The 23,768-nt window shown below is 72.3% G+C and carries 18 protein-coding genes; 9 read left to right on the top strand and 9 right to left on the bottom strand.

The window, feature by feature from the left end; all coding sequences use genetic code 11:
- Window positions 1-27: 27 nt before the first annotated feature.
- Genes QQG74_RS10645 through QQG74_RS10635 form a run of 3 tightly spaced genes read right to left on the bottom strand, consistent with a single transcriptional unit; the run spans window position 28 to window position 3,989 of the window.
- Window positions 28-2,136 carry an iron ABC transporter permease gene (locus tag QQG74_RS10645; protein ID WP_341720131.1) on the bottom strand — a complete coding sequence of 703 codons (2,109 nt, stop codon included), beginning with the start codon at window positions 2,134-2,136 and terminating at the stop codon, window positions 28-30.
- Window positions 2,133-3,116, bottom strand: coding sequence for an iron-siderophore ABC transporter substrate-binding protein (locus tag QQG74_RS10640; RefSeq protein ID WP_341720130.1), 984 nt, complete (start codon window positions 3,114-3,116; stop codon window positions 2,133-2,135). Before QQG74_RS10640 ends, QQG74_RS10645 begins: the two co-directional genes overlap by 4 nt.
- A 39-nt stretch (window positions 3,117-3,155) precedes the next feature.
- Window positions 3,156-3,989, bottom strand: coding sequence for an ABC transporter ATP-binding protein (locus QQG74_RS10635; RefSeq protein ID WP_341720129.1), 834 nt, complete (start codon window positions 3,987-3,989; stop codon window positions 3,156-3,158).
- Window positions 3,990-4,303: 314 nt separating this feature from the next.
- Between QQG74_RS10635 and QQG74_RS10630 the strand changes: the two genes are divergently transcribed.
- A complete protein-coding gene (locus tag QQG74_RS10630; RefSeq protein WP_341720128.1) occupies window positions 4,304-5,989 on the top strand; it encodes a hypothetical protein in 1,686 nt (561 codons plus the stop codon).
- A 145-nt stretch (window positions 5,990-6,134) separates the two neighbouring features.
- Here the strand turns inward: QQG74_RS10630 and QQG74_RS10625 are convergent, their stop codons facing one another.
- Window positions 6,135-6,758, bottom strand: coding sequence for a hypothetical protein (locus QQG74_RS10625; RefSeq protein ID WP_341720127.1), 624 nt, complete (start codon window positions 6,756-6,758; stop codon window positions 6,135-6,137).
- Window positions 6,759-7,116: 358 nt separating this feature from the next.
- On the opposite strand from QQG74_RS10625, the gene QQG74_RS10620 reads away from it, so the two are divergent.
- From QQG74_RS10620 to QQG74_RS10605, 4 genes are all read left to right on the top strand, one after another.
- A complete protein-coding gene (locus QQG74_RS10620) occupies window positions 7,117-8,079 on the top strand; it encodes a helix-turn-helix domain-containing protein (protein ID WP_341720126.1) in 963 nt (320 codons plus the stop codon).
- A 70-nt stretch (window positions 8,080-8,149) separates the two neighbouring features.
- Window positions 8,150-10,936, top strand: coding sequence for an AAA family ATPase (locus QQG74_RS10615; RefSeq protein WP_341720125.1), 2,787 nt, complete (start codon window positions 8,150-8,152; stop codon window positions 10,934-10,936).
- A gap of 58 nt (window positions 10,937-10,994) precedes the next feature.
- Complete coding sequence (locus QQG74_RS10610) at window positions 10,995-11,522, top strand: hypothetical protein (protein ID WP_341720124.1); 528 nt, start codon at window positions 10,995-10,997, stop codon at window positions 11,520-11,522.
- A gap of 19 nt (window positions 11,523-11,541) precedes the next feature.
- On the top strand, window positions 11,542-12,072 hold the full coding sequence (locus QQG74_RS10605; RefSeq protein ID WP_341720123.1) for a DUF3558 family protein: 531 nt from the start codon (window positions 11,542-11,544) through the stop codon (window positions 12,070-12,072).
- A 5-nt stretch (window positions 12,073-12,077) separates the two neighbouring features.
- On the opposite strand, the gene QQG74_RS10600 is transcribed toward QQG74_RS10605, so the two are convergent.
- Window positions 12,078-13,292, bottom strand: coding sequence for an FUSC family protein (locus QQG74_RS10600; RefSeq protein WP_341720122.1), 1,215 nt, complete (start codon window positions 13,290-13,292; stop codon window positions 12,078-12,080).
- Window positions 13,293-13,570: 278 nt separating this feature from the next.
- On the opposite strand from QQG74_RS10600, the gene QQG74_RS10595 reads away from it, so the two are divergent.
- The 4 genes from QQG74_RS10595 to mgtA all read left to right on the top strand — a co-directional run bounded on the left by QQG74_RS10595 (window position 13,571) and on the right by mgtA (window position 19,582).
- On the top strand, window positions 13,571-15,655 hold the full coding sequence (locus QQG74_RS10595) for a cellulase family glycosylhydrolase (protein ID WP_341720121.1): 2,085 nt from the start codon (window positions 13,571-13,573) through the stop codon (window positions 15,653-15,655).
- Window positions 15,656-15,716: 61 nt separating this feature from the next.
- On the top strand, window positions 15,717-16,097 hold the full coding sequence (locus tag QQG74_RS10590) for a YccF domain-containing protein (protein ID WP_341720120.1): 381 nt from the start codon (window positions 15,717-15,719) through the stop codon (window positions 16,095-16,097).
- A 171-nt stretch (window positions 16,098-16,268) separates the two neighbouring features.
- Complete coding sequence (locus QQG74_RS10585) at window positions 16,269-16,877, top strand: DedA family protein (RefSeq protein ID WP_341720119.1); 609 nt, start codon at window positions 16,269-16,271, stop codon at window positions 16,875-16,877.
- A gap of 182 nt (window positions 16,878-17,059) precedes the next feature.
- Window positions 17,060-19,582 (top strand): magnesium-translocating P-type ATPase, encoded by a 2,523-nt coding sequence (mgtA, locus tag QQG74_RS10580; protein WP_341720118.1) that lies wholly within the window; start codon window positions 17,060-17,062, stop codon window positions 19,580-19,582.
- Between the two features lie 73 nt (window positions 19,583-19,655).
- Here the strand turns inward: mgtA and QQG74_RS10575 are convergent, their stop codons facing one another.
- From QQG74_RS10575 to QQG74_RS10560, 4 genes are all read right to left on the bottom strand, one after another.
- Window positions 19,656-20,273, bottom strand: coding sequence for a vitamin K epoxide reductase family protein (locus QQG74_RS10575; protein ID WP_341720117.1), 618 nt, complete (start codon window positions 20,271-20,273; stop codon window positions 19,656-19,658).
- Window positions 20,270-20,938, bottom strand: a complete 669-nt coding sequence (locus tag QQG74_RS10570; protein ID WP_341720116.1) for a thioredoxin domain-containing protein — start codon at window positions 20,936-20,938, stop codon at window positions 20,270-20,272. The genes QQG74_RS10575 and QQG74_RS10570 overlap by 4 nt, the downstream gene beginning before the upstream one ends.
- Before the next feature lie 121 nt (window positions 20,939-21,059).
- Entirely contained in the window at window positions 21,060-21,974 is a 915-nt protein-coding gene (locus tag QQG74_RS10565) for a cation diffusion facilitator family transporter (RefSeq protein WP_341720115.1), read from the bottom strand.
- Between the two features lie 284 nt (window positions 21,975-22,258).
- Window positions 22,259-23,635, bottom strand: a complete 1,377-nt coding sequence (locus QQG74_RS10560) for an FAD-dependent oxidoreductase (protein ID WP_341720114.1) — start codon at window positions 23,633-23,635, stop codon at window positions 22,259-22,261.
- Window positions 23,636-23,768: the final 133 nt, after the last annotated feature.

Raw genomic sequence — 23,768 nt, 5'->3', positions numbered from 1 at the left:
GTGCCTCTCTCAATGCGGACCGGTGCGTCACCGGGTTTGCGGGGTGGCGGCGCGGGAGCGCCACAGCAGCCAGACGAAGTACGGGGTGCCGATCAACGCGGTGACCAGGCCGGCGGGGACCTGTGCCGGGGCGATGACGGTGCGGCCGAGGGTGTCGGCGAGACTGACCAGGGCCGCGCCGAGCAGCGCGGCCACCGGCAACACCCGGGCGTGCCGACCGCCGACCAGGGCACGGGCGGCGTGCGGGGCGACCAGGCCGACGAAACCGATCACGCCCACCGCGGAGACCGCGGTCGAGGTGAGCAGCGCCGCCGCGCCGAGCGCCACCAGTCGGGTGCGCTCCAGCCGGACGCCGAGCACCCGTGGTGTGTCGTCGTCCAGCGCCATCAGGTCCAGCTCGCGGCGGGCGGCGACCACCGCCGGGGTGAGCACCAGCAGCGCGATCGCCACCGGCAGCACCTGGCCGGCGGTACGGCCGTAGGTGGAGCCGGAGAGCCAGGTCAGGGCCTTGCCAGTGTTCCACGGGTCGAAGGCGACGATCAGGTACGTGATCAGCGCCATGCCGCCCTGCCAGGCGCCGAAGCCGATCAGGACCAGGCGGTCGGAGCTGAGCCCGCCCCGCCAGGCCGCGCCGTAGACGAGGGCGAAGGCAAGCATCGCGCCGACCCCGGCGACCCCCGAGACGGCCCAGACGCCGGCCAGCGGGACGAAGGTGAGCAGGCAGACCGCGCCCAGCCCGGCCCCGGCGGTGATGCCGAGGATGCCGGGCTCGGCCAACGGGTTGCGGCAGACCGCCTGCACTGTGGTGCCGGCGACCGCGAGCGCCGCGCCGGCCAGCATCGCCGCGGCCACCCGTGGCCACCGTTGGTCGAGCACGAAGGTGTACGCCGGTCCGGTGCTGCCGTTGAGCCAGTTCACCACGTCGCCGAAGAGCACCCAGGTGTCCCCGGCGAGCATGCCGAGCAGCACTGCGGCGGCGGTCACCGTGCCGGCCACGACCACCACGGTGCGGTGGAAGGCCGCCGTACGCACCGCCGCGTGCCCGCCCGGCGGGCGGCGGGTGGGGCCGGCGTCGCGGTGCCGGCGGGCCAGCCAGATCAGGATCGCCGCACCGAGCAGGGTGGTCACCACTCCGGTGGGGATGTCGACGCCGGCCTGACCGCCCATGACGGCGCGCAGCAGTACGTCGGCACCGAGCACGATCACCACTCCGGCGATGCCGGAGAGCGGCAGCAGTACCCGGTGCCGGTGCACCTCGGGTACCAGTGGCCCGAGCAGCCGGACGATCACCGGCGCGCAGAGGCCGACGAAGCCGACCGGTCCGGTGAGGGTGACCGCTGCGGCGGAGAGCAGCACGGCCAGCACCGTCACGACCAGCCGGGTACGCCGTACGTTGAGGCCGAGCACGGTGGCGGTGTCGTCGCCGAGGGCCAGGATGTCGAGGCGGTGACCGAGCAGCATCAGCGCCACCAGCGCGGCGCCGATCACCGGGGCGAGCTGGCTGAGCGCGACCAGGTCGGCCTGCACCAGCGAGCCGTTGCCCCAGGCGAACAGGCCGATGGTGGCCTGCTCGAAGAGCAGGAGCAGCAGCATGGTCACCGAGCTGAGCGCCAGTGCGGTGGCCGAGCCGGCGAGGATCAGCCGGGTGGTGCCGGCCTGCCCGCCGGAGGACATCGCCAGCACCAGGCCGGCCGCGGCGAGCCCGCCGCCGAAGGCGAGGCCACCGGCAGGCAGCGCGGGCAGCGCGATACCGAACGCGGCGACCGAGACGATGGCCAGGTGGGCGCCGGCGTTGACGGCGAGGGTGTCCGGCGAGGCGAGCGGGTTGCGGGCCACCGACTGCAAGGCGGCACCGGCGAAGCCGAGGGCGATGCCGATGGCCAGCCCGGCGAGCAGCCGGGGCAGCCGGGACGCGACAAGCACCCGGGCCGCCTCGTCGTCACCGCCGGTGAGCAGCCGCAGGAGGTCGAGCGCGCCGATGCCGGAGGTGCCCTGGGTGACGTGCACCGCCGCGACGACCAGGCACAGCGCGATGGCGGCGAGGAAGACCCCGGCCACCCGGGAACCGGAGTGGCGCCGGCCCGGAGCCGGCGGGGCGGCCGGCTCCGAGCTCGTGGGCGCGATCAGCGCAGTCACCCCGCGTACGTGGCGACGAACTGGTCGATGTACTGCTTGCCGGAGAGCGGCCCGCCGAAGGTCCAGATACCGTCGGGCATCCGGTGCAGGTTGCCCTGCTGCACGAAGGGCAGCGAGGTCCAGATGGCGTTGCCGGCCAGGCCGTCGGCGAAGACGTCGGTGCCGTCCGAGGCGTTGTAGAAGAAGTGCAGGTCGGGGCTCTTCAGCCCGGTCAGCCCTTCGACGTCGGTCTGGCCCAGGCCCCAGACCTCGTCGGTCTTGCCCTGCCAGGCGTTGGTGAGGCCGAGCTGGATGCCGAGCTGGGAGACGAGGGCACCCTCGCCGAACATCCGGATGCTCACCGTGCTGCCTTCCTTCCAACCGTCGGCGATGGCGAACGACTTGCCGGTCGCGCCGGCCTCAGCGATCTTCTGCTTGCCCTCGGCGATCGCCGTGTCCAGGTCGGCGAGCAGCTTCTCCGCCTCGGTGGTCCGGCCGACCGCCTGGGCGATCATGTTGAGGTCGTTGCGCATCCGGCCGAGGTTGTCCGTGGCGTCGCTGCTCTTGGTGACGATCACCGGCACGTACTTCTCCAGCTGGCTGACCAGGTTGGGACCGCGACCGTCGGCCATCACCACGAGGTCGGGCTGCAACGCGACGATCGAGTCGACGCTCGGCTCGCCCCGGGTGCCGACGTCCTTGACCTCGGCGTCGAGCTTGGCGGCGGTGACCCAGGTGGCGTAGCCCTTGGGGTCGGCCACGCCGACCGGCATGACGCCGAGGCTGACCAGCATCTCGGCCTCCCCCCACTCCAGGGCGACGACCTTGGAGGCGGGGTTGTCGAGCTTCACCTCCTTGCCGCGGCTGTCGGTCACGGTGACCGGCCCGCCGGCGGCGGGGGTGGCGGCCGTGGGCTCGGCGGTGTTCTCAGTGGTGCCGCAGGCGGCCAGCGCCAACGCGGTGACGGCGGCGACCAGGGCGGTGACACGGGTACGAGACATGACGTTCTTTCTCTGGTGCGGGTGTTGACGGGGTGGGGTTCAGACCGGGATCCGGGTCAGGTGCCGGCCCACGGGGCGGGTGGTGACCAGCCCGCTGGCCGGGTCGACGGCGACCTCGATCCGGATGCCGTAGGTCTCGGTCAGGTCTGGCTCGGTGAAGACCTGGGCCGGAATGCCGCTGGCGCGGACCCGGCCGTTGTGCAGCAGCACCACCTCGTCGGCAACCGCGGCGGCCTGGTTGAGGTCGTGCAGCACGACGCCGACCGCGACGCCGTGGTCGTCGGCGAGGTCACGCATCAGGTCGAGGATCTCGACCTGGTAGCGCAGGTCGAGGAAGGTGGTCGGCTCGTCGAGCAGCAGCACCGGGGTGTCCTGGGCCAGGCAGGTGGCCAGCCAGACCCGCTGCAATTCGCCACCGGACAGCTCGTCCACCGGCCGGTCGGCCATCGCGGCCACCCCGGTGACGTCCATCGCGCGGGCCACCGCGGCGGGCCCGTCGGGATCGTCGGCACGCCAACGGCCCCGGTACGGGTGGCGGCCGTAGCCGACCACGTCGCGGACGGTGACCCCGCTGGGCACCGGTCGGCTCTGCGCGAGCAGGGTCACCCGGCGGGCGAATTCCTTGGCGGGCAGGCCGGCCGCGGCGGTGCCGTCGGCGAAGTGCACCGCGCCGCCGCCGATGGGGTGCAGCCGGGCGAGCGCCCGCAGCAGCGTGGACTTGCCGCTGCCGTTGGGTCCGACGAGCGCGGTCACGGTGCCGGGCCGTAGCGTGATCGTCGCACCGTGCACCACAGGTGTGCCGTGGTAGCCCAGCCGGAGGTCGGCCCCCCGTAGGCTCTGCTCGGCGTTTTCCGACGCCGGTCCGCTAAACATGCGGGTTAGGTTAACCTAACCTAACTTGATGTCAAGGCGCGGGTCCCGGCCGTCCGCGCCCGCCCCGGCGACCACGTCGCCGCAGGTAGATGCGGGTCGATGCAACCGCCTCCCCCGGGTCGCCAGCTCCGTCGGGAGGTCCACACCGGAGGCGTACCACCGCGGGTTGGCGTCGCCCGGCGGCACCGCCGGTCAGGTGGCCGGAAACGGTACCGGGGTGGGACGACAGACCATCGCGAGCAGCGGTAGCGTTGCGCGTCATCGCCGCCGGGCCGCCCCGGTGTGGCGACTCGCGACCGTACGGAGGATGAGGCATGTCCATCGGCGAGGAGCCGTTCGCAGCCCGCGACGACCTGGTTTTGCGGCCGAACTTCGAGGTCACCCTGCGCGGGTACGAAAAACGCCAGGTCGAGCGCTACGTCGAACAGATCGAGGGCCGGCTCAGCGCGGTGTCGACCGAACGGGACCGGGCCGCCACACAGGTCCAGGAGATGGTCGCCAAGCTGCACGCGTTGCAGGCCGAGGTGACCGAGTTGCGCCAGCGGCCCGCGCAATTGGACAAGGCGACCTTCCAGGACGTCGGCCCGATGGTCGGCCAGATCCTGGACCTGGCCGAGAAGCAGGCCGCCGCCATCATCGAGACCCACACCCAGCGCGCCACCAAGCTCCAGGCGGAGGCGGAGAAGATCCTCGCCAACGCTCGCGAGCGGACCGTCAAGGCCCTCGCCGACCTCGAAGAGGAGCTGGCCGGCCGGCGGGCCGAGCACGAGAAGAAGTACGAGGAGCTGCGGGCGGCGGCCGATGCCGAGCTGGTGCAGAGCCGCGAACGGGCCGACCAGCTGCGTACCGAGGGCGAGGCCGCACACGAGCGGGCCCAGCAGGAGGCGCAGCGGATCGGCGAGCAGTGTCGCCAACAGGTCGAACAGGCCCGCGCGGCGGCGGAGGCGCTGACCACCTCCGCGCGTACCCAGATCCACCAGGAGATCCAGGCGGCCCGCGCGAAGAACCAGCAGGAAATGGCGCAGTGGCGGTCGACCGTCGAGGAGGAGCTGGCGGAGCGGCGGACCGCGGCCGAGGAGGATCTGGCCGAGCAGCGGGCGAGCGTCGAGCGCGAGCTGGCCGCCCAGCGGTCCGCCGCGGAGCAGCGGGTCAGCTCGATGATCGCGGACGCCCAGCAGTACTCGGCGGAGATCCGCAAGCGCGCCGACGAGCAGGCCGCCGACGTACGCAAGCACAGCGACGAGCAGGCCGCTGCCGCCGAGGAGCAGCTGCACGCCGTCCAGCTGGCGGTCGGTGAGCAGCAGGACGTGTTGGCCCAGGTGCAGGAGCAGCTGGAGACCGCCCGGCAACAGCTCGACGAGGCGCGGCGCGACAAGGAGAGCACGGACGCCGAGCTGACCCGGCTGCGCCAGCAGCTGGCGGAGACCAACCGGGATCTGGAGACGGAGAGCCGGCGGCTGGACGAGGTACGCCGGGCCGTCGAGGCGGCCGAGCGGCACGCCAAGGAGACCCGGGCCCGGGTGCAACGCGAGGCCAAGCGGGTCGCCGACCTGGCGGCGGCGGCCGTCATGGCCGCTGCGGCCGGCGGTGGCGAGACCGCCGAGTACCCGGTGGTGGCTGCGCGCCTTAATGAGCGGCCGGCGGCCCGGACCGGCGACGCGGCGACCCTCTCGGCCGGCAACGAGAACCAGCCCGGCGAGAGCGATTCCGGCACCCCAGCGGCCAGCGGGGGCGGTGCCGGCCGGACCGGGCCGACCACCGACGGGAGCGTGGCCGGAAACGATGCGGCCCCGCACGCAGGTACGCCTGACTCCGCCGGACAGCAAGCGGCGGGTCTCACCACCGCCGCGCCGACGGATCCGGTGGCGCGGGCGGCGGCGGCCGTGGCGGCGGGCAAGCCGGGCGGCATCGACTGGTTCGCCGGCCCGGCGGCCACCGGGGAGGAGGCCCTGGACCGGCCGGCCTCCGACGACCGGGCACCCGAACCCGCGCCACACTGAGCACCGCCTGCTGCCCGGACGCGGTCCGCCGAGCCGCACCGCCCGCGCGCCCGCCGGTCCGCCGGGCTGCGGACCGCAGCCCGGCGGACCGCAGCCCGGGTCGCCGGAGCGCCACCCGAGCGGACCGGCGCGGGGGCAGCACTGATCAGAACGGCCGGCGCGGCAGCCAGCCGAGGAACCGGTTCCGGGCTCTGGCCAGCGGCAGGCCGGGCAGGTCACGAGCGGCGGCGAGCAGGCACGAGCCCAGGTAGACCGCGAGCGCCGCCCGGGCTCCGCCGAACTCGGCCAGCAACTGGCTCTGTTTGACCGCGCACGGCCACTCCTGGCCACATCCGGTGCAGGTCCAGGCTGGCGGCGAGGGCAGGTGCTCCGGTGGCTTCGCCGAGCGGTAGCGCCCCGCCGCACTGTTGCGCCGACCCGGATGAGCACGGACCCGGACCGGCTCGCCGGACGGCGGACCACCGGATGTGAACAACTCCCGACGGGCCAGCCCGAGCGCACCGCCGACCCGTACCAACGCATCCGGCCCCGGCCGATAACCGACCAGGGCACCAAGCAGATGATGCCCAAGCAGGTCGAAGGCATCGGGACCGAAACCCGATTCCCGACACAACGCGATGAGCCGTGCCGGTGTGGCCAGCCGCTGCGCCACCAGGGCCACGCGCAGCACATCCCGGAGGCTGCCGCCGAGGGCGGCCATCCGGATCCCCAGAAGGCCGGTCAGGAGGGTCTCCTCGGCGATCCGCCGAAGCGCTTCAGCCGACGCCAACCGGACGATGTCAGTCGGATTTTTGATCTCCAACACCCCACCCCTAATTCATCCGTTCGGTCGAATAGCTACCTTTCGCTCGACACGCTTTGCATGATCATGGCCACGATCGGTCATCGGCTAGTCCGGCAGGCGCACGGGAACGTGTGGCCCTAGCCCGAAAACGAAGCCCTCCCCCGGTCGGCAACGAGCGACATTCAGCCCACGGCACCGCATATGCCGCATGAGATCGACGGGAATCCCTCCTTTGTGGATTAGCATTTACGGGAATTTTCAGGTCACGCTGCCGGACTGAGCCCAGTACACCGGCTGGCCGTGCGTGGCGACAGACCACTCCGTCCACTGTGATGGAGACGCCGTGAACACGAAGGTTCCGACCGCACACCGGTTCGACAGCAGCGACCCGGACACCATCAGCGCCTTCCTGACGGGCGCGTACGGCACGGAACTGATCATGCGGTCGACCGAACGCTATCGGCTGCGCCATCACCGCATCGACGCCGGAGCGTTCTGGTTGGAGACGGTGGAGCAGACCACCCGGCTGGACATCGACGTCGGGCCCATCGAGGCGCTGATGATCGGCCAGGTGGTGAGCGGTCGGGTCGACCGCAGCTGCGCCGGGGTGAACGATCGGCTCGGTCCGGGCGACGTGTTCCTGGCCGCCGCACCGGGCCTGCCGTTCTCGATGCACTGGCGACCCGGCAAGCTCGTCGGGTGCGTGCTCGACCGGTCCGTGCTGACCAAGGTGACCGGCGGCACCGCGGACGACCGGGCGGGTGCGACCAGGTTCACCGGCCTGACCCCGATCTCGCCGGGCCTGGCCCGGCTGTGGCGGCACACCACCAGCTACCTCAACCACGTCGTACTGGGCAACCCGTCCGCCCACCGGCAGCCGCTGGTGCTCGCCAACGCCGCCCGGATGCTGGCCGCCGCCGCCCTCGCGGTTTTCCCCAACACCACCGCCGGCTGGCCGACCGCGATGGAGCGACGCGACGCGACGACCGCGACCCTGCGCCGAGCGACCGCGTTCATCGAGGAGCACGCGGACCGGGACATCGGCGCGGCCGACATCGCCGCCGCCGCCCAGGTCTCGCTGCGGGCCCTGCAACTGGCGTTCCGCCGCCACCTGGACACCACGCCAATGGCCCACCTGCGCCGCGTCCGGCTCGATCGGGCCCACCACGACCTGCTGCTGGCCGATCCGCGACAGGAGACGGTCTCGGCCATCGCCTCGCGATGGGGATTTCTCAGCCACAGCCGGTTCACCGCGCGATACCACGCCATCTACGGAATCCCACCCAGCCGGACGCTGCACGCCTGACCGACCGCCGCCGGTGGCTCGCCGTCCGCACGATGGTCACCTGTGGTCAGGCGGTGCCAGAATCCTGTCCATGCGGCGAGCGCTCGTCGGCCGGGACGAACTGTTCGATCAGGCGTGGCGCTCCCTCAGCGAGCCCGGGCCGGTGCTGTTGGAAGGCCCGGCCGGGATCGGCAAGACGGTGTTGCTGCGGGCGTTGGTCAGCGAGGCGGCCCAGGCCGGCTGGCAGGTGCTCTCCTGTGCGCCGACCGAATGCGAGACGGACCTGCCCTTCGCCGCCCTCGCCGACCTGCTGCGCCCGTTGGCGGAGCTGACCACCCAGCTCCCGCGTCCGCAACGGGTCGCGGCCGAGATGGTGCTGCTCACTCGCGAGGGTGACGAACCGGTGGACGAGCGGGTGATCGGCGCGGCCACCCGCTCGCTGCTGGAGGCGGCGCTGGCCATGGGCGGGCCGGTGCTGGTCGCCGTGGACGACGCGCCGTGGCTGGACCGGCCGAGTGAACGCGCCCTGCGGTTCGCGCTGCGGCGGGTCGGCCCGGGACCGGCCACTCTGGTCAGCTGTCGCAGCGACAACGCGGGCGCGTTGCGGGCCGCACCCCTCGGGCTCGGCGCCGCCGCCGGCCGGCTGACCCGGCTGTCGCTGACGCCGCTCGGCGTGAACGAGTTGCACCATGTGCTGCGGGAGCGGGTCGGCAGCACGCTGAACCGCTCGCTGCTGACCCGGATCGCCCGGGAGGCCGGCGGCAATCCGCTGGTCGCCATCGAGGTGGCCCGTGCCGTGCAGCGCCTGCCGGAGCCCCCGGAGCCGGCCGAGGACCTGCCGGTGGCCTCCTCCATGCACCAACTCCTCGGCGAGGTGCTCGCCGGGCTGCCGGCCCGCTGCCGGGACGCCGTACGGCTGGCGGCCCTGCTCGGCGTACCCCTGCTCCGGGAACTGGCGGCGGCCGGGGTCTCCCCCAGCGCGTTCGACCCGGCGGAGGAGGCCGGGCTGCTTGTCGTCACGCCGCTGCGCGTCGAGTTCGCCCACCCGGTGTACGCCGCGGCGGTCCGCGCCGGCATTCCACCCGGCGTCCGGCGTGGCCTGCACCGCCGGCTGGCCGAGGTGGTGACCGACCCCGACGAACGGGTCCGGCACCTGGCCCGCTGCACGGTCACCGCCGATGCGGTGGTGGCCGACGCGCTCGCCGCAGCCGCCGCCCGTCAGCACGCCCGGGGCGCGGCAGAGGCCGCCGCCAACCTGTACGAGGCGGCCGGCCGCCTCACCCCCGCCGACGACCGGGTCAATCACGGCGAGCGGCTGTTGGCGGCGGCCCGCTGCCGGTTCGACTGTGGCGACCATCCGGGGGCCCGAGCCGCCGCCGAGGTGGTGGCCGCCACCTTCACCGGCGACGTACGCGCCGAGGCGTTGCTGCTGCGGGCGGTGGTCGCGTGGAGCGCCGACGAGCCGGGGGGCACGGCGGTCGAGGCCGCGAGTCGGGCGCTGGCGGCGACTCCGCCCGGCACCCTGCTCGCCGGCCGGATCCACGCCCACCTGGCGCTCTTCGTCGACGTGCCGGAACCGGCCCGGGCCCACGCTCAGGCGGCCATCGCCCTGCTCGCCGGGCCCGGCGGCGACCGCACCCTGCTGGCCGCGGCACTGCTGCACCTGTTCTTCAACGAGGCACGGGCCGGCGAGCCGCCGCGCACCGAACTGCTCGACCGCGCCCTGGCGATGGAAGGCGCGGAACCGTCCTGGCTGGCCGGCACGATTCCGGCGATCTGGTGGAAGGCGATCGACGATCCGGGCCGGGCCCGCGACCGGCTCCAGGCACTGCTGGACCGGGCGGCGGCGCGCGGCGACGAACCGTCGCAGTACGAACTGCTCAAGCATCTCGGCGAAACCGAACTGCTGGCGGGACGCTGGGCGGTCGCCGAGCGACACATCGCCGCCGCCCGGGACCTCGGTGAACTGCTCGGCACCGAGCTGACCGCGGAGACCTGGCTGGCCGGGCTGCTCGACGCCCTGCGCGGCCGGCTCGACGTGGCGGCGCGGGTGGCCGAGGCGGGCGTACGGCTGGGCGAGGAGCTCGACGACGACTGGTGTCGGCGGATCCATCTTCAGCTGGCCGCCTTCGTCGATCTCTGTGCCGGGCGGATGGCCGAGGCGGCGGCCGGGTACGGCCGGCTCGCCGAGACCGTGGACCGGATGGGCCTGACCGAACCGCTGGCACAGCGCTTCGAACCGGACTGGATCGAGGCGTGCGTGGGCGCCGGCCACCTGGCCACCGCCCGGGCGGCCCTGGACCGGCTGGCGCGGCGACACCGACGCCTGCCCCGGCCCTGGACGTCGCTGGGGCTGGCCCGCAGCCGGGCCCTGCTGGACAGCGCCGGTGGGGTGGACCCGTCGGCCGCCCTGGCCGAACTCGCCGCGGCGCGTGCTGCGGTGGCACCGGACGTGCTGCCGCTGGACCGGGCCCGGTGCCTGCTGGTCGCCGGGGTGGTGCACCGCCGGCTGCGCCGCAAGCGACCGGCCCGGGAGGCATTGGCGACCGCTGCGGTGGAGTTCGACGCGCTCGGCGCGACGGCCTTCGCCCGGCGGGCCCGGGCCGAGGCGGCCCGGCTCGGCGGGCGTCCGCCCGCGCCGTCGGACCTCACCGCCACCGAGGAGCGGGTCGCCCGGCTCGCCGCCCAGGGACGGACCAGCCGGGCCATCGCCGACGAACTCTTCGTCAGCCCCAAGACCGTCGAGACGAACCTGTCCCGTGTCTACCGCAAGTTGGGCATCTCCCGTCGGGCCGAACTCGGTACCGCGTTGGCCCGCGCCGGCCTCGGCGCAATGGTGGGGGAAACGCCGGATTCCTTTGCGGACGGCCGACCGTAGCGTCGAGACGTCACCTGCCGGCTGTCCGAGGCCGGGCGGAAGAAGGGAACAGAAACACGTGCGGCGACTGATCCTGCCCGCGGTCTTCGTGGCCGTGCTCGCCCTGACCGGATGCAACCAGACCGAGCCACCGCCGCCGGCCGCCGGCCCGGACGCCGATCAGTCCGTCGACGACACGGACCTCGACCTGCCCGCCGACGGTGCCGACGCGGTCCGCCCGGACTGCCCGTTCACCGCCGATCAGATCGCCGACCTGGTCGGTCAACCAATGGTCGACCAGGGCAACTGTAGCTTCGGTGACGGCAACGGGGTGGCCCTGGCCACGGTGACGACGGCGTCCCGGCTGGCCGGCGAGACGACCTACGACTACCAGCGCCAACAGGCCGACGAGCTGTATCAGCAGGTGACGGAACTCGACGGTGGCGGCAAGGGCTACCTGGCCGTCAAGGAACTCGGGGCCGAGGCCGTGGTGATCAACGACGCGGGCAGCTTCACGGTGACCCTGAGCAGCTTCCAGCGCCTCGGCGCCGAACCCGACGGCTATCAGCAGGCGATGCGCCGGCTGCTCGACGCCCTGCCCAACTGAAGCGGACGAGGGAGACCCGGTGAGCTACCTGACCTCCGCCCGGCTCGCGGCGACGGCCGTCGCCGTCGCCACCCTCGCCGCCTGCGGCGACTCCGCGCCCACCGAGGCGCCCCCGTCGCCCGCCGCGACGGCGGAGGCGGCGCCGCCGACCGAGCCGGTCGACGCGCCCGAGCCGGCCGCCGCGCCGCCGGTGGACGCCTGTGCGCTGGTCTCCAAGCGGGAGGCCGAGCAGCTCGCCGGTACCCGGCTGGAGGACGCGGTGCCGGGCGGGGAGAGCTGTTCCTACACCGGACCGGTCTCCGGCCCGCTGGCTCAGGTGGAGGTCTACGTCGGGGACGGGGCGAAGAAGATCCTCGACATCGACCGCGAGCTCGACCACGAGTTCGAGACCCTCTCCGGCATCGGCGACGAGGCGTATCTCGAGGACGGGGCCGTCTTCGTCAACGCCTCCGGGGTGTGGGTCGCCATCCGGCTGGTCCGGCTGGAGGACCCGGCCGGGTACCGCAAACCCCTTACCGAGCTGGCCCGCACGGTGGCCGGACGGCTCTGATCACGTCACTTGCGATCCGGCTCGGTGGAGTGCTCCGCCGGGTCGGCACGCATCCGGCGTTCGAAGTGTTCCCGGACGAGGGCGCTGGCAGCTTCCTCGTCGTATCCCTGGGTGCGCAGCAGGTCGGTGGCGACGGTACGGATCTGCGCCACCACCACGTTGCCGGAGAATCCGACTCCCTCCTCGTACGCCTCGGCGGCCCGGCTGACCGCCTTCAGGATCAGCTTCTCGGAACGGGCGGAGTGGTGCCCGCTCTCCACCTCGATCTGGATCAGCGCGAGGGCGTCGCCGAAGTAGTGCACCGCGGCCGGCAATCCGGCCGGCATCGGCTCGCCGTCGCGGGTCGCGGTGGCCGCCCGGCGCAGCATCTCCTGCGCGCCCCGGATGGAAAGTCCCAGGAAGCGGGTGCCCCGTTCGTAGTGCTCGAACTCGCGCCGGCGGTGCCAGCGCAGCGGGGAGATGGCCACCGCCTCCTCGGCACCGGAGACGGCATCGGTGAGCAGTTGGATCTTGTTGGTGGCGTTGACCACCTCGTCCTTGGCACGGGCAACCGCGTCGGCGTCGCCGTCGGTCATTCCGTCTGCGGCCAGGTGCAGGTGCTCCAACAGGACCGTGAACAACGGCCGGGCGGCCCGCTGGATGATCCGGACCGGGTTGACCGGCAGGACGGCCACCACCAGCACGGCGGAGACACCGCCGATGATCGCGTCGATGATTCGGGGTACCTCGAGCCCGCGCTGCACCGGTGCGAGCGTCGCGATGAGCACTGCGGTACCGCCGGCCTGGGTCACCACCGAACCGCCCCGGCTCAGGGAGAGGGCGAGCAGGATGGCCAGCGTGACGATGGTGGCGAGCTGCCACGGGCCGGTCCCGATGATCATGATCAGCGCGTCGCCGACCACGATCCCCGCCAGCACACCGATCAACAGTTCGACGGTGCGGCGGGTGCGTCGGCCGATGGCCGCGGCGATCGTACCGACGGCGGCGGTCGGCGCGAACACCGGCGACGGGTGGTTCAGCAGGTTGTGCGCGACCGTCCAGGCGATCGCGGCCGCCACTCCGGACTGAATGGCCAGGATCGCGTACAGCTCCAGGTTGCGCCGCCGTTCCTGCCAACCGGCCCGCCGGCTGACACCGCCGACCGCCCTCGCGACCAGCGCCTCCGCCCTGGCAGCGGCGGCGCGCACCGGCCCGCCGCCCCGCTCGTCCGCCGCTGTCACGCTGCGGACTACCCGCCGAGACCGTGATCAATCGTCCCAATCCGGACCTGCACCCCCAGCACACTCCGGACGCTCCATCGAAGCCATACGGACGACCAACAGTCAGCGCAACTTCGGTTGACACCATCCCGACCTGCGAAGCTGCGCACCGCATCGCGAAACATCGATTGACAAAGTTGTTGATCCCAACTTATGGTGCGAGCCGGCCGGACGTTTCCGGTGGTCCCGGCGGCGCCCGGCCAGCCACCCGTCGACACCATCACCACACGAGGAGCGTCATGGCCGGGCTGAGCGGCACACTACGAAGGACACGATGGCGATTCGGCCTGATCACCAGCGGCATCGCGGTGCTGCTGGCCGGTGTCGGCTTGATCAACGCGGGTGCCGCGCACGCGGCGGCCGGATGCCGGGTGGCATACGCCGCGCCCAGCCAGTGGCCGGACGGGTTCACCGCAAACGTCGACGTGACCAACCTGGGCGATCCGCTCAACGGTTGGCGGCTGACCTGGACCTTCCCCTCCGGCCAGCGGGTGACCCAGGCGTGGAACGCCACAGTCACCCAGTCCGGTAGCGACGTCACCGCAAGCAATGTCGGTTACAACGCCGCGCTCGGCACCAACCAGACGGCCTCGTTCGGCTTCAACGGGTCGTGGTCCGGTGCCAACAACGCACCGACCTCGTTCGCGCTCAACGGTGTCACCTGCACCGGCAGCGTGGGCCCCAGCACCCCGCCGCCGAGCACGCCGCCACCGACCACCCCGCCGCCGACCGGCAACCCGATGGCGTACGTCGCCGCCATGCAGCCCGGCTGGAACCTCGGCAACACCTTCGACGCGGTCGGCGCCGACGAGACCGCGTGGGGCAACCCGCGCGTCACCCAGGCACAGCTCGACGCCATCCGGGCCCAGGGCTTCAACAGCATCCGGATCCCGGTCACCTGGAGCAACCACCACGGACCGGCGCCGTCCTACACCATCGACGCCGCCTGGCTGAACCGGATCAAGGAGGTCGTCGGCTGGGCGCTGGACGACGGCTTCTACGTGATGATCAACCTGCACCACGACTCGTGGCAGTGGATCCATGAGATGCCGACGAACCGGACCACCGTGCTCAACCGCTACAACGCGCTCTGGACCCAGATCGCCGCGGCGTTCCGCGACGCCTCACCGCGACTGCACTTCGAGAGCGTCAACGAGCCGCAGTTCGCCAACAGCTCCGGGGACGCGCAGAACGCGCAGTTGCTGCACGAACTGAACGTCAACTTCCACCGGATCGTTCGCGCCTCCGGCGGCAACAACGCCACCCGGATGCTGGTCCTGCCGACCCTGCACACCTCCTCCGAGCAGGCCCGCATCAACGAGCTGACCACGACGATCAACCAGCTCAACGACCGCAACCTGATCGCCACCGTGCACTTCTACGGCTACTGGCCGTTCAGCGTGAACGTGGCCGGCGGCACTCGCTTCGACGCCACCACCCAGCAGGACCTGGTCGACTCGTTCGACCGGGTCTACAACGCCTTCGTCGCCCGGGGCATCCCGGTCGTCATCGGCGAGTACGGGCTGCTCGGCTTCGACCGGCACACCGGCACCATCCAGCAGGGCGAGAAGCTCAAGTTCTTCGAGTTCCTCGGCTACTACGCCCGACACCGGCAGCTGACCACCCAGCTGTGGGACAACGGCCAGCACTTCAACCGGATCTCCTACCAGTGGACGGACCCGGAGCTGTTCGCGCAGATCAAGTCGAGCTGGACGACCCGCTCCGGCACCGCGTCGGCCGACCAGGTCTACGTGCCGCGTACCGGTTCGATCACCGCCAAGTCGCTCACTCTGCACCTCAACGGCACCACCTTCGCCGGGCTGCGCCAGGGCAGCACGAACCTGACGCAGGGCACCGACTACACCGTCTCCGGCAACCAGCTCACCCTCACCGCCAGCGCGGTGACCCGGCTGGTCGGCAACCGGGCGTACGGCGTCAACGCCACCTTGCAGGCGCGGTTCTCGACCGGCGTGCCCTGGCGGATCGATGTGATCAGCTACGACCCGCCGGTGCTGTCGAACGCGACCGGTTCGACCGCTTCGTTCGCCATCCCGACCCAGTTCCGGGGCGACCAACTCGCCACCATGGAGGCCAGGTACGCCGACGGCAGCAACGCCGGGCCGCACGACTGGACGTCGTACAAGGAGTTCGACGTGGCCTTCGCCCCCGACTACCCCGGCAACCGGATCACGCTTACCGACACCTTCTTCGACGCGGTCCGCGACGGCGCTGCGGTGACCCTCACCTTCCATTTCTGGAGCGGTACGCAGGTGACGTACCGCGTCACGAAGTCCGGTGGCAGCGTCACCGGCGTCACCGGCTGACCCGTCGGGTGCCACCGGCCGCCCCGGGTGGCCGGTGGCACCCGCCAGTCATGATTGATTCATGATCCGATTCGTGCTGAACGTGCTGTGGCTCATCTTCGGCGGCGGGATCGTGTTGGCCATCGGCTACGGCATCGCCGCACTGATCTGCTTCGTACTCGTCGTCACCATCCCGTTCGGGGTCGCGTCGCTGCGGCTGGCGTCGTACTCGCTCTGGCCCTTCGGACGCACCCTGGTGCCCAAGCCCGGCGTCGGCGTCGCCTCCGGCATCGCCAACGTCATCTGGGTGGTGCTGGCCGGGTGGTGGCTCGCCCTGTCCCACATCGTCGCGGGCGTCGGCCTCTGCCTCACCATCATCGGCATCCCGTTCGGGGTGGCCAACTTCAAGCTCGTGCCGGCGGCGATCTGGCCGCTCGGCCAGGAGGTCGTCCCGGCGCCGTAGCCGGCAATGGCGCAGGATCCCGGCACCCGACTCGTACCGCAGGCCGGGGTCCGGCACGGCGGTCCCGGGCCTGCTGCCCGGTCGAACCCTACCGACTCGGGCCGCGACGTCCGGTGGTTGCGCCGGACCGATCATCCGATCCGGACCGGTTCCGGCGGTCACAATCAGGACATGGAGCGGGCCCTCACCATGATCGCCGCGCTGCCACCGGTGGTGGTGCTGATCCTGGTGTTCGCCCTGCCCGCGCTGGAGTCCTCGACCCTGCTGGGCCTGGTCGTGCCCGGGGAGACCGCCGTGCTTGTCGGCGGGGTGGTGGCGCACGGCGGCGGGCTGCCGCTGTGGGCGGTGATCGTCACGGCGACCATCGGCGCGTGCCTCGGCGACCAGGCCGGCTACCTGCTGGGCCGGCGCTACGGCCCGCAGGTGGTGGCCCGGGCACCCGCGGTGGCCCGGCGGCACCTGGACCTGGACCGGGCCCGACGCCTGGTCGCCCGCCGGGGCGCGACGGCGGTGCTGATCGGTCGGTGGGTGGCGGTGCTGCGTACCGTCGTGCCGATCATCGCCGGTGCCAGCGGGATGCGCCGGGCGGCGTTCGGGTGGGCGAACCTGGCCGGCGGGCTGGTCTGGGCGACGGGGGTGGCCCTGCTTGGCTACCTCGGCGCGGCCTCGCTGCGCTACCTGGAGCGGGAGTTGGGCATCGGGACGCACGTGCTGCTCGCCGTGGTCCTCGTCGGTGTGTTGGTGGCGGCCTGGCGGCACCGGGCCCGGCAGCGGCACTGACCGATCGGGCCGACCGGCCGCGCGGCACGTGGCTGCACGGCACTGACCGATCGGGCCGACCGGCCGCGCGGCACGTGGCTGCGCGGCACTGACCGATCGGGCCGACCGGCCGCGCGGCCCGTGGCTGCTCGGTAGCGTCAACGTCGCGGCGGGATGCGCCGCCGCGACGCTGCGGAGGGTGGGTGGGGGCGGCAGAGGGCGGGCGGCAGACCCACACCGGGCAGTTCTGGGCCGGGCCGCTGCCCGAGGCGCTGGCCGCCGTCGGCGCACCGGTTTCGGGTCTGACCGGCGAGCAGGCCGCCCGGCTGCTGCGTGAGCGCGGCCCGAACCGGGTCGCGGTGGCCCGCCGTCGCGGTTGGCGCCTGCTGCTGACCCAGTTCACCAACCCGATCATCGTGATCCTCATCGCCGCGACGGTGCTGTCGATGGCCGTCGGCGACCTGATCGACGGTGCCATCATCCTGGCCATCGTCGTGGCCAGTGGTGGGCTCGGATTCTGGCAGGAACGGGCCGCCGGCCGGGCCGTCGACGCGCTCCAGGCGCGGGTGCGGGTGGACGTGGAGGTGCTCCGCGACGGTCGCCAGGTCGCCGTACCGGTCGAGGAGGTCACGGTCGGCGACCTGGTGGTGCTGCACGCCGGTGACGTGGTGCCCGCCGACTGCCGGGTCGTCGAGGCGCACCGGTTGCAGGTCGACCAGGCCGCGCTGACCGGGGAGTCGTTCCCGGTGGAGAAGAGGCCGGATCCGGTGCCCGCCGACGCCGAGCTGCCCGCGCGGACCAACGCGCTCTGGATGGGTACGCACGTGGTCAGCGGCACCGGCCGGGTGGTGGTCATGCGGACCGGCCGGGACACCGCGTACGCCGAGGTGGCCGCCCGGATCGGGGCCCGGCCCGCCGCGACCGGCTTCCAGCGGGGTCTGACCCGCTTCGGGTTGCTGCTGGTGCGGATCATGCTGGTGCTGCTCGTCGGCATCGCCGCGGTCAACCTGCTGATGGGCCGGCCGGTCATCGACTCCCTGCTGTTCTCGCTGGCCCTCGCCGTCGGGCTGACCCCGCAGATGCTCCCGGCGATCGTCGCGGTCAGTCTCTCCGCCGGTGCCCGGGCGATGGCCGCGCACCGGGTGATCGTCAAGCGCCTCGAAGCGATCGAGGACTTCGGTGCGATGACCATGCTGTTGACCGACAAGACCGGAACACTTACCGCCGGAACCGTCACGCTTACCGACTGTCTCTCGCTGGACGGCGCACCCGATCCCGAGACCGCCCGCCTGGCCCGGCTCAACGCCGGCCTGCAACAGGGCTTCACCAACCCGATGGACAGCGCGATCATGGCCGGGCAGCCGCCCGCCGATCCGGCTCGCCGGCTCGCCGAGGTCCCGTACGACTTCAGCCGTCAGCGACTGTCCCTGCTGGTCGACGACGGCGGCACCGCCACGCTGATCACCAAGGGTTCGCTGGCCGCCGTGCTGGACGTCTGCGCGACGGCCCGCACCGGCGGTGGGGTGGTACCGCTCGACCAGGTCCGCGACCGGGTCCAGCAGCGGTTCACCGAGCTGAGCGAGCGCGGGCACCGGGTGCTCGGCCTGGCCGTCCGGGCGCTGCCCGGGGCCCGGACCGCCACTGCGGACGACGAGACCGCGATGACCCTGGTGGGCCTGTTGGCCTTCCAGGACCCGGCCAAACCCGACGCCGCCGAGGCGATCGACCGCCTCAAGACGTTGGGCGTCGCGGTCCGGTTGATCACCGGCGACAACCGGTACGCCGCCGCGCACGTCGCCGCGCAGGTCGGCCTCAGCGGCGAGCCGCTGCTCGGCGCCGACATCGCCGCCTGTGCCGACGCGGAGCTGCCCGACCGGGTCGGCGGCACCGAGATCTTCGCCGAGGTCGACCCGGTCCAGAAGGAGCGAGTGCTTACCGCGCTGCGCGCCCGGGGGGCCGTGGTCGGATTCATCGGCGACGGCATCAACGACTCCCCCGCCCTGCACGCCGCCGACGTCGGCATCTCCGTCGACACCGCCGCCGACGTGGCGAAGCAGGCGGCGGCGATCGTCCTGCTGGACAAGGACCTCGACGTGGTCGCCGACGGCGTCCGGCTCGGCCGGCAGACGTTCACCAACACCCTGAAATACATCCGGGTCAACACCAGTGCGTCCTTCGGCAACGTGGTCAGCATGAGCATCGCGACCGTGCTGCTGCCCTTCCTGCCGCTGCTGCCCCGGCAGGTGCTGCTGCTCAACTTCCTCTCCGACATCCCCTACACCACGATCTCCACCGACCACACCGATCCCGAGCAGCTGCGCCGCCCCCGCACCGTCGACGTTCGGGCGATCCGCCGGTTCATGCTGGTCTACGGATCCATAAGCATCGCCGTCGACCTTGCCGCGCTCGCCGTACTGCACTGGTGGTGGCGGACACCCACCGACGTCTTCCGTGCCGCGTGGTTCATCCAGTTCACCGCGACCGAGATCATCGTTCTGATGGTGCTGCGGACCAACCGCACCTTCCTGCGCAGCCGACCCTCGACGCCGCTGCTCGCCACCGGTGCCCTGCTCATCGCGGTCACCGTCGCCCTGCCGTTCAGCCCGTGGGGCGGGCCGCTCGGCCTCGGCCGCCCGCCACTGCCCGTGCTGGCCACGCTCGCCGGGCTCACCGCCGCGTACGTCGCCGCCAACGAACTGGTCAAACGATGGGTGCCACCGGACTAGCAGCCAGGTGGATCTTGGTCCGAGAACGCCCTCCTGGGGGCGCTTGCGGACCAAGATCTCGAAAAGGGCCGGGTCAGAGCAGGGTGGACCAGTAGTCCCAGAAGCGGACCAGGATCGCGAGCCCGATCACCACGTACCAGGTGACCAGGAGGAAGCTGTGGTAGCCGGCGAGCCCGGCCAGCCGCGACGACGGCCGCCACCGTTCGAGGTTGTGCAGCGTGGTGTAGAGGAAGATCGCGATGGTGACGACCCAGACCACCATGCAGTACGGGCAGAGCGCGCCGATGACGTAGAGGCTCTGGTAGATCAGCCAGTGCACGAAGACCACGCCGAACGTGGCACCGGCCTGGAGGCCGAGCCAGAACCAGCCGGGCAGCCGTACGCCGGCCAGCAGGACGACGCCGAGGGTGGTGACCACCGCGAAACCGGCGATGCCGAGCAGCGGGTTGGGGATGCCGAAGGCGGCGGCCTGCGGGGTGTTCATCACCGATCCGCAGGAGAGGATCGGGTTGATGCTGCACGTCGGCACGTAATCCGGGTCGGCCAGCAGGTTGATCTTCTCGACGGTGAGGGTGGCGGCGGCGAGCAGGCCGACGCCACCACCCACCGCGAGGACCCAGGCGGTGACCCGGGCGAGGAAACCCGCCGCCGGTGCGGCGGCCCCGGTGCTGCGCTCCAGGACGGCGCTCATGCGGCGAGCGCGGCGTCGATGGCGGCGATCATGTCTGCCTGGGTACGGACCTCGGTCAGCTGCCGACCGTTGAGGAAGAACGTCGGGGTGCCCCGCACGCCCACGGTCTCGCCGTCGGCCCGGTCCCGGGCCACCCGGGCGGCGGTCGCGGGGTCGTCGAGGTCCCGCTGGAAGCGGTCGACATCCAGGCCGAGGGTGCGCGCGTACTCGACGAACCGCTCGGTCTGCGGCGTGCGCTGGTGGCCCCACGCCTCCTGGTTCTCGAAGAGCGTCGCGTACATCTCGGCGAACCGCTCCTGGTTGGCCGCGGCCTGCGCGGCCCGCGCGGCCAGTTCCGCGTTGGGGTGGCTGGGGATCGGGAAGTACCGCACGACGAAGGTGATCCGGTCGCCGTAGCTGTCCCGGATCTCCTCGATCGCCGGGTAGACCGCGCCGCACGCCTCGCACTCGAAGTCGAGGAACTCCACCAGGGTGACCTTGCCGTCGGCGGCCGTGGAGAGCCGGTGGCTGTCCGCGCGGACCAGCACGGCCGGGTCGACCGGCTGCCCGGCGTCGCCCGTGGCGCGCCCGGTGTGGTCGCCGTTGCGGTTGACGGCGAACAAGCCGATCATGGCGAGGATCACCACCAGGATCATCGCCAGCGTCAGTCGCAGATTCCTCGTCATTCGGGTGCCAACCTTCCCTGCGGGTGCCGCCAATGCTGTACCGACCGGCTGTCAGGTTCCTGAGAGCCAGCTGATGGTCGGGTGGATCAGCGCACGGAAGACCCGGGAGCGGGCGAAATCGTCACCACTGGGCGCCGTCGCAGACGCCCTCGGCGTCCTGGGGCTCGACCTGGATGGTGGCGTGCTCGATGGCGAACCGGTCGTGCAGGACCCGCCGGGCTGCCGCCAGCACCCCGCCGAGCTCCGCACCGGGATCGAGGATGAGGTGCGCCGAGGCCACCTCCATGCCCGAGGTCAGGGTCCAGACGTGCAGATCGTGGACGTCTGCCACACCGTCGACCGCGCGCAGCCCGTCGCGGACCGCCGCGACGTTCACGTGTGGCGGCGCGGCCTGCACGAGAACCCGCACGGCGGCCCGGCCCAACTGGTAGGTCCGGGGCAGGATGAACAGGCCCACCGCCACGGCGATGATCGGGTCGGCGTACCACCAGTCGGTGATCGCGATCACCCCGGCGGCGACGATCACGCCGACCGAGGCGAGCAGGTCGCCGAGCACCTCCAGGTATGCGCCGCGAACGTTCAGGCTCTCCGTCGCACCGCTGCGCAGCAGCAGGAAGGCCACGATGTTGGCGACCAGACCCGCCACCGCGATGGCCAGCATCGGGCCGGCCATCACCTCCGGCGGCTCGTCGAGCCGGCGCAGCGCCTCGACCAGCACGTAGACGGCCACCCCGAACAGCAGCACCGCGTTGGCCAGCGCCGCGAGGACCTCCATCCGGTACAGCCCGAAGGTGCGCTGACCGTCGCGGGACGCCCTGCTCGCTGCGGTGATCGCGGCGAGCGCCATCCCGATGCCGAGCACGTCGGTGAACATGTGCCCGGCGTCCGAGAGCAGCGCCAGGGAGCCGGTCCACCACGCCCCGACCGCCTCCACCACCATGAACACCGCGAGCAGGGCGAAAGCCGCCCACAACCGGCCACGGTGCTTCTCGCCCGCGCGCAACACCTGCTGCCCATGGTCGTGTCCGGCACCCACTGCACGCCCCTCCCCCGCTGACGCCCCCTCGCTCAACGTATGCTGACATTGCAATGAGTGCAACAATATTGGCCGACAGGACGCAGACGATCACCCGGTCGGGTACGGCGGGTCGGCGCTCAGTGCGCGCCGCGGAGGTTGAGCAGCACGACACCGCCGATGCTCGTGCCGGTGACCTCGGCCGCGATGGCGAGCAGCAGGAAGACGTACGGCACGGGGCCTCCTTTCCAGCGTTGACGAACGTGTGCGGGCTGCGCAGGGCAGCCTCGCCCGACGGTCAACCGTCAGCGGGCCCGGCGGTTGGCCCGCAGGGCGTCCAGCAGCACCCGGGGCCGGGCCAGCGAACTCGGGTGGGCACGCAGGGAGACCACGTCGTTGAAGCGCCGGGCGGTGGTCACGTCCGTCACGGTCGCCGCGACGATCTGCCGGCTGACCCAACTGGAGAGCCGATGGCCGCGCGGGTAGGGACCGGCCACGTGCGGCAGCGCCAGGTCGGCGGAGGTCGACAGGGACCAGGCGGCGTCGACCACCACCTGTTGCCGGGCGAGGAATTCCCGCGCCGGCTGCCGGAGATCGGGCCCGGAGCGCAGGTAGGTCGAGAGGCAGGCCGCGTGCAGGGCCGCCGCGGTGATCCCCTGCCCGTACACCGGGTTGAACGAGGCGACCGCGTCGCCGACGGGCACCAGTCCGGCGGGAAACCTCCGCAGCGCGTGGAAGTCCCGCCGCCGGCTGTCGGCATGGTGGTAGGTCCGGACCTCGCCGAGCATCTCGCAACCGGCCACCGCCCCGAACTCCGGCGGGAACTGCTCCCGCATCCGTCGGACGAAGTCCTCGGCGGTCTGCCCGGGACGGTGCTCGGCGTAACCGGCCATCATCGCCATCCAGCGTCCGCCCTCGATCGCGAAGAAGGCGGCCCCGGCCACGTCCGGCGAGAGGCGCGGGCTGTTCAACGCCAGGACCAGGGCGTGCTCCGGGTTCGCCACCGACCGCCGGAACAGGGCCGTCGCGTAGTTCAGGTGCACCGTCATCCGCCGCATCGCGGGCCGCTCCCAGCCGGCCTGCTCCAGCCAGTCGGAGAGCCGACTCGATCGGCCCATCGCGTCCACCACGAGATCCGCGTGCTCCACACCGGACGCCCCACCGACGTCGTACCGGACCCCGGTGGTCAGCGCACCGTCGAACACCAGGCCCGTGGCGCGGGCGGTGACCGTCTTGACGTTCGGCAGTCGAAGCACCTGCGCACGGATCAGCCCCTCCAGCAGCGGGCGGCTGCCGGCCAGGCTGTCGGCGTCGTCCGGCACCGTCACCTTGAGCCGGCCGTCCAGGTAGTGGCGGCGGGCCGCCGGGGGCGCCTCGACCGCGCCCTGCGCCACGGCCCGCTCCCGGAAGCCCGGAAAGAGCTGCTCCAACTGGAGGAACCCACCGGGCAGCAGCGCGTGCAGTTGGGTGCCCTGGGGCACGCCCGGCCGGGGCCCGTTCACCCGTAGGTCGTCCCGGTCGATCACCACTACGGACTCCGCGTGGTCGGCCAGCACCCGAGCAGCCAGCAACCCCGCGACGCTGCCGCCCAGCACGACGGCCTTGCCCAGCACCGGGGACTGCTGGGCGGGCGGGCGCACCGCGTTCAGTTCGGCGAAGACCCGGGCCGGCGCGAGGGACATCGTGCTCTCCATGGGTACGAGGTGGGGCGACGGCGGCCAGCCGTAGGCTCGAAGCGTGGTCCGGCCGGCGGACCGGTCGGCGGACCGGCCAGCCGGCATGACGCTCAACGATCGTTGCACAGGCGGGCTACGC

The sequence above is a fragment of the Micromonospora sp. FIMYZ51 genome (assembly GCF_038246755.1).
In the GTDB taxonomy this organism is placed as follows: Bacteria; Actinomycetota; Actinomycetes; order Mycobacteriales; family Micromonosporaceae; genus Micromonospora.
The sequence above is the reverse complement of the archived record's forward strand: the minus strand, read 5'-3'. Positions and strand labels throughout refer to the sequence as shown.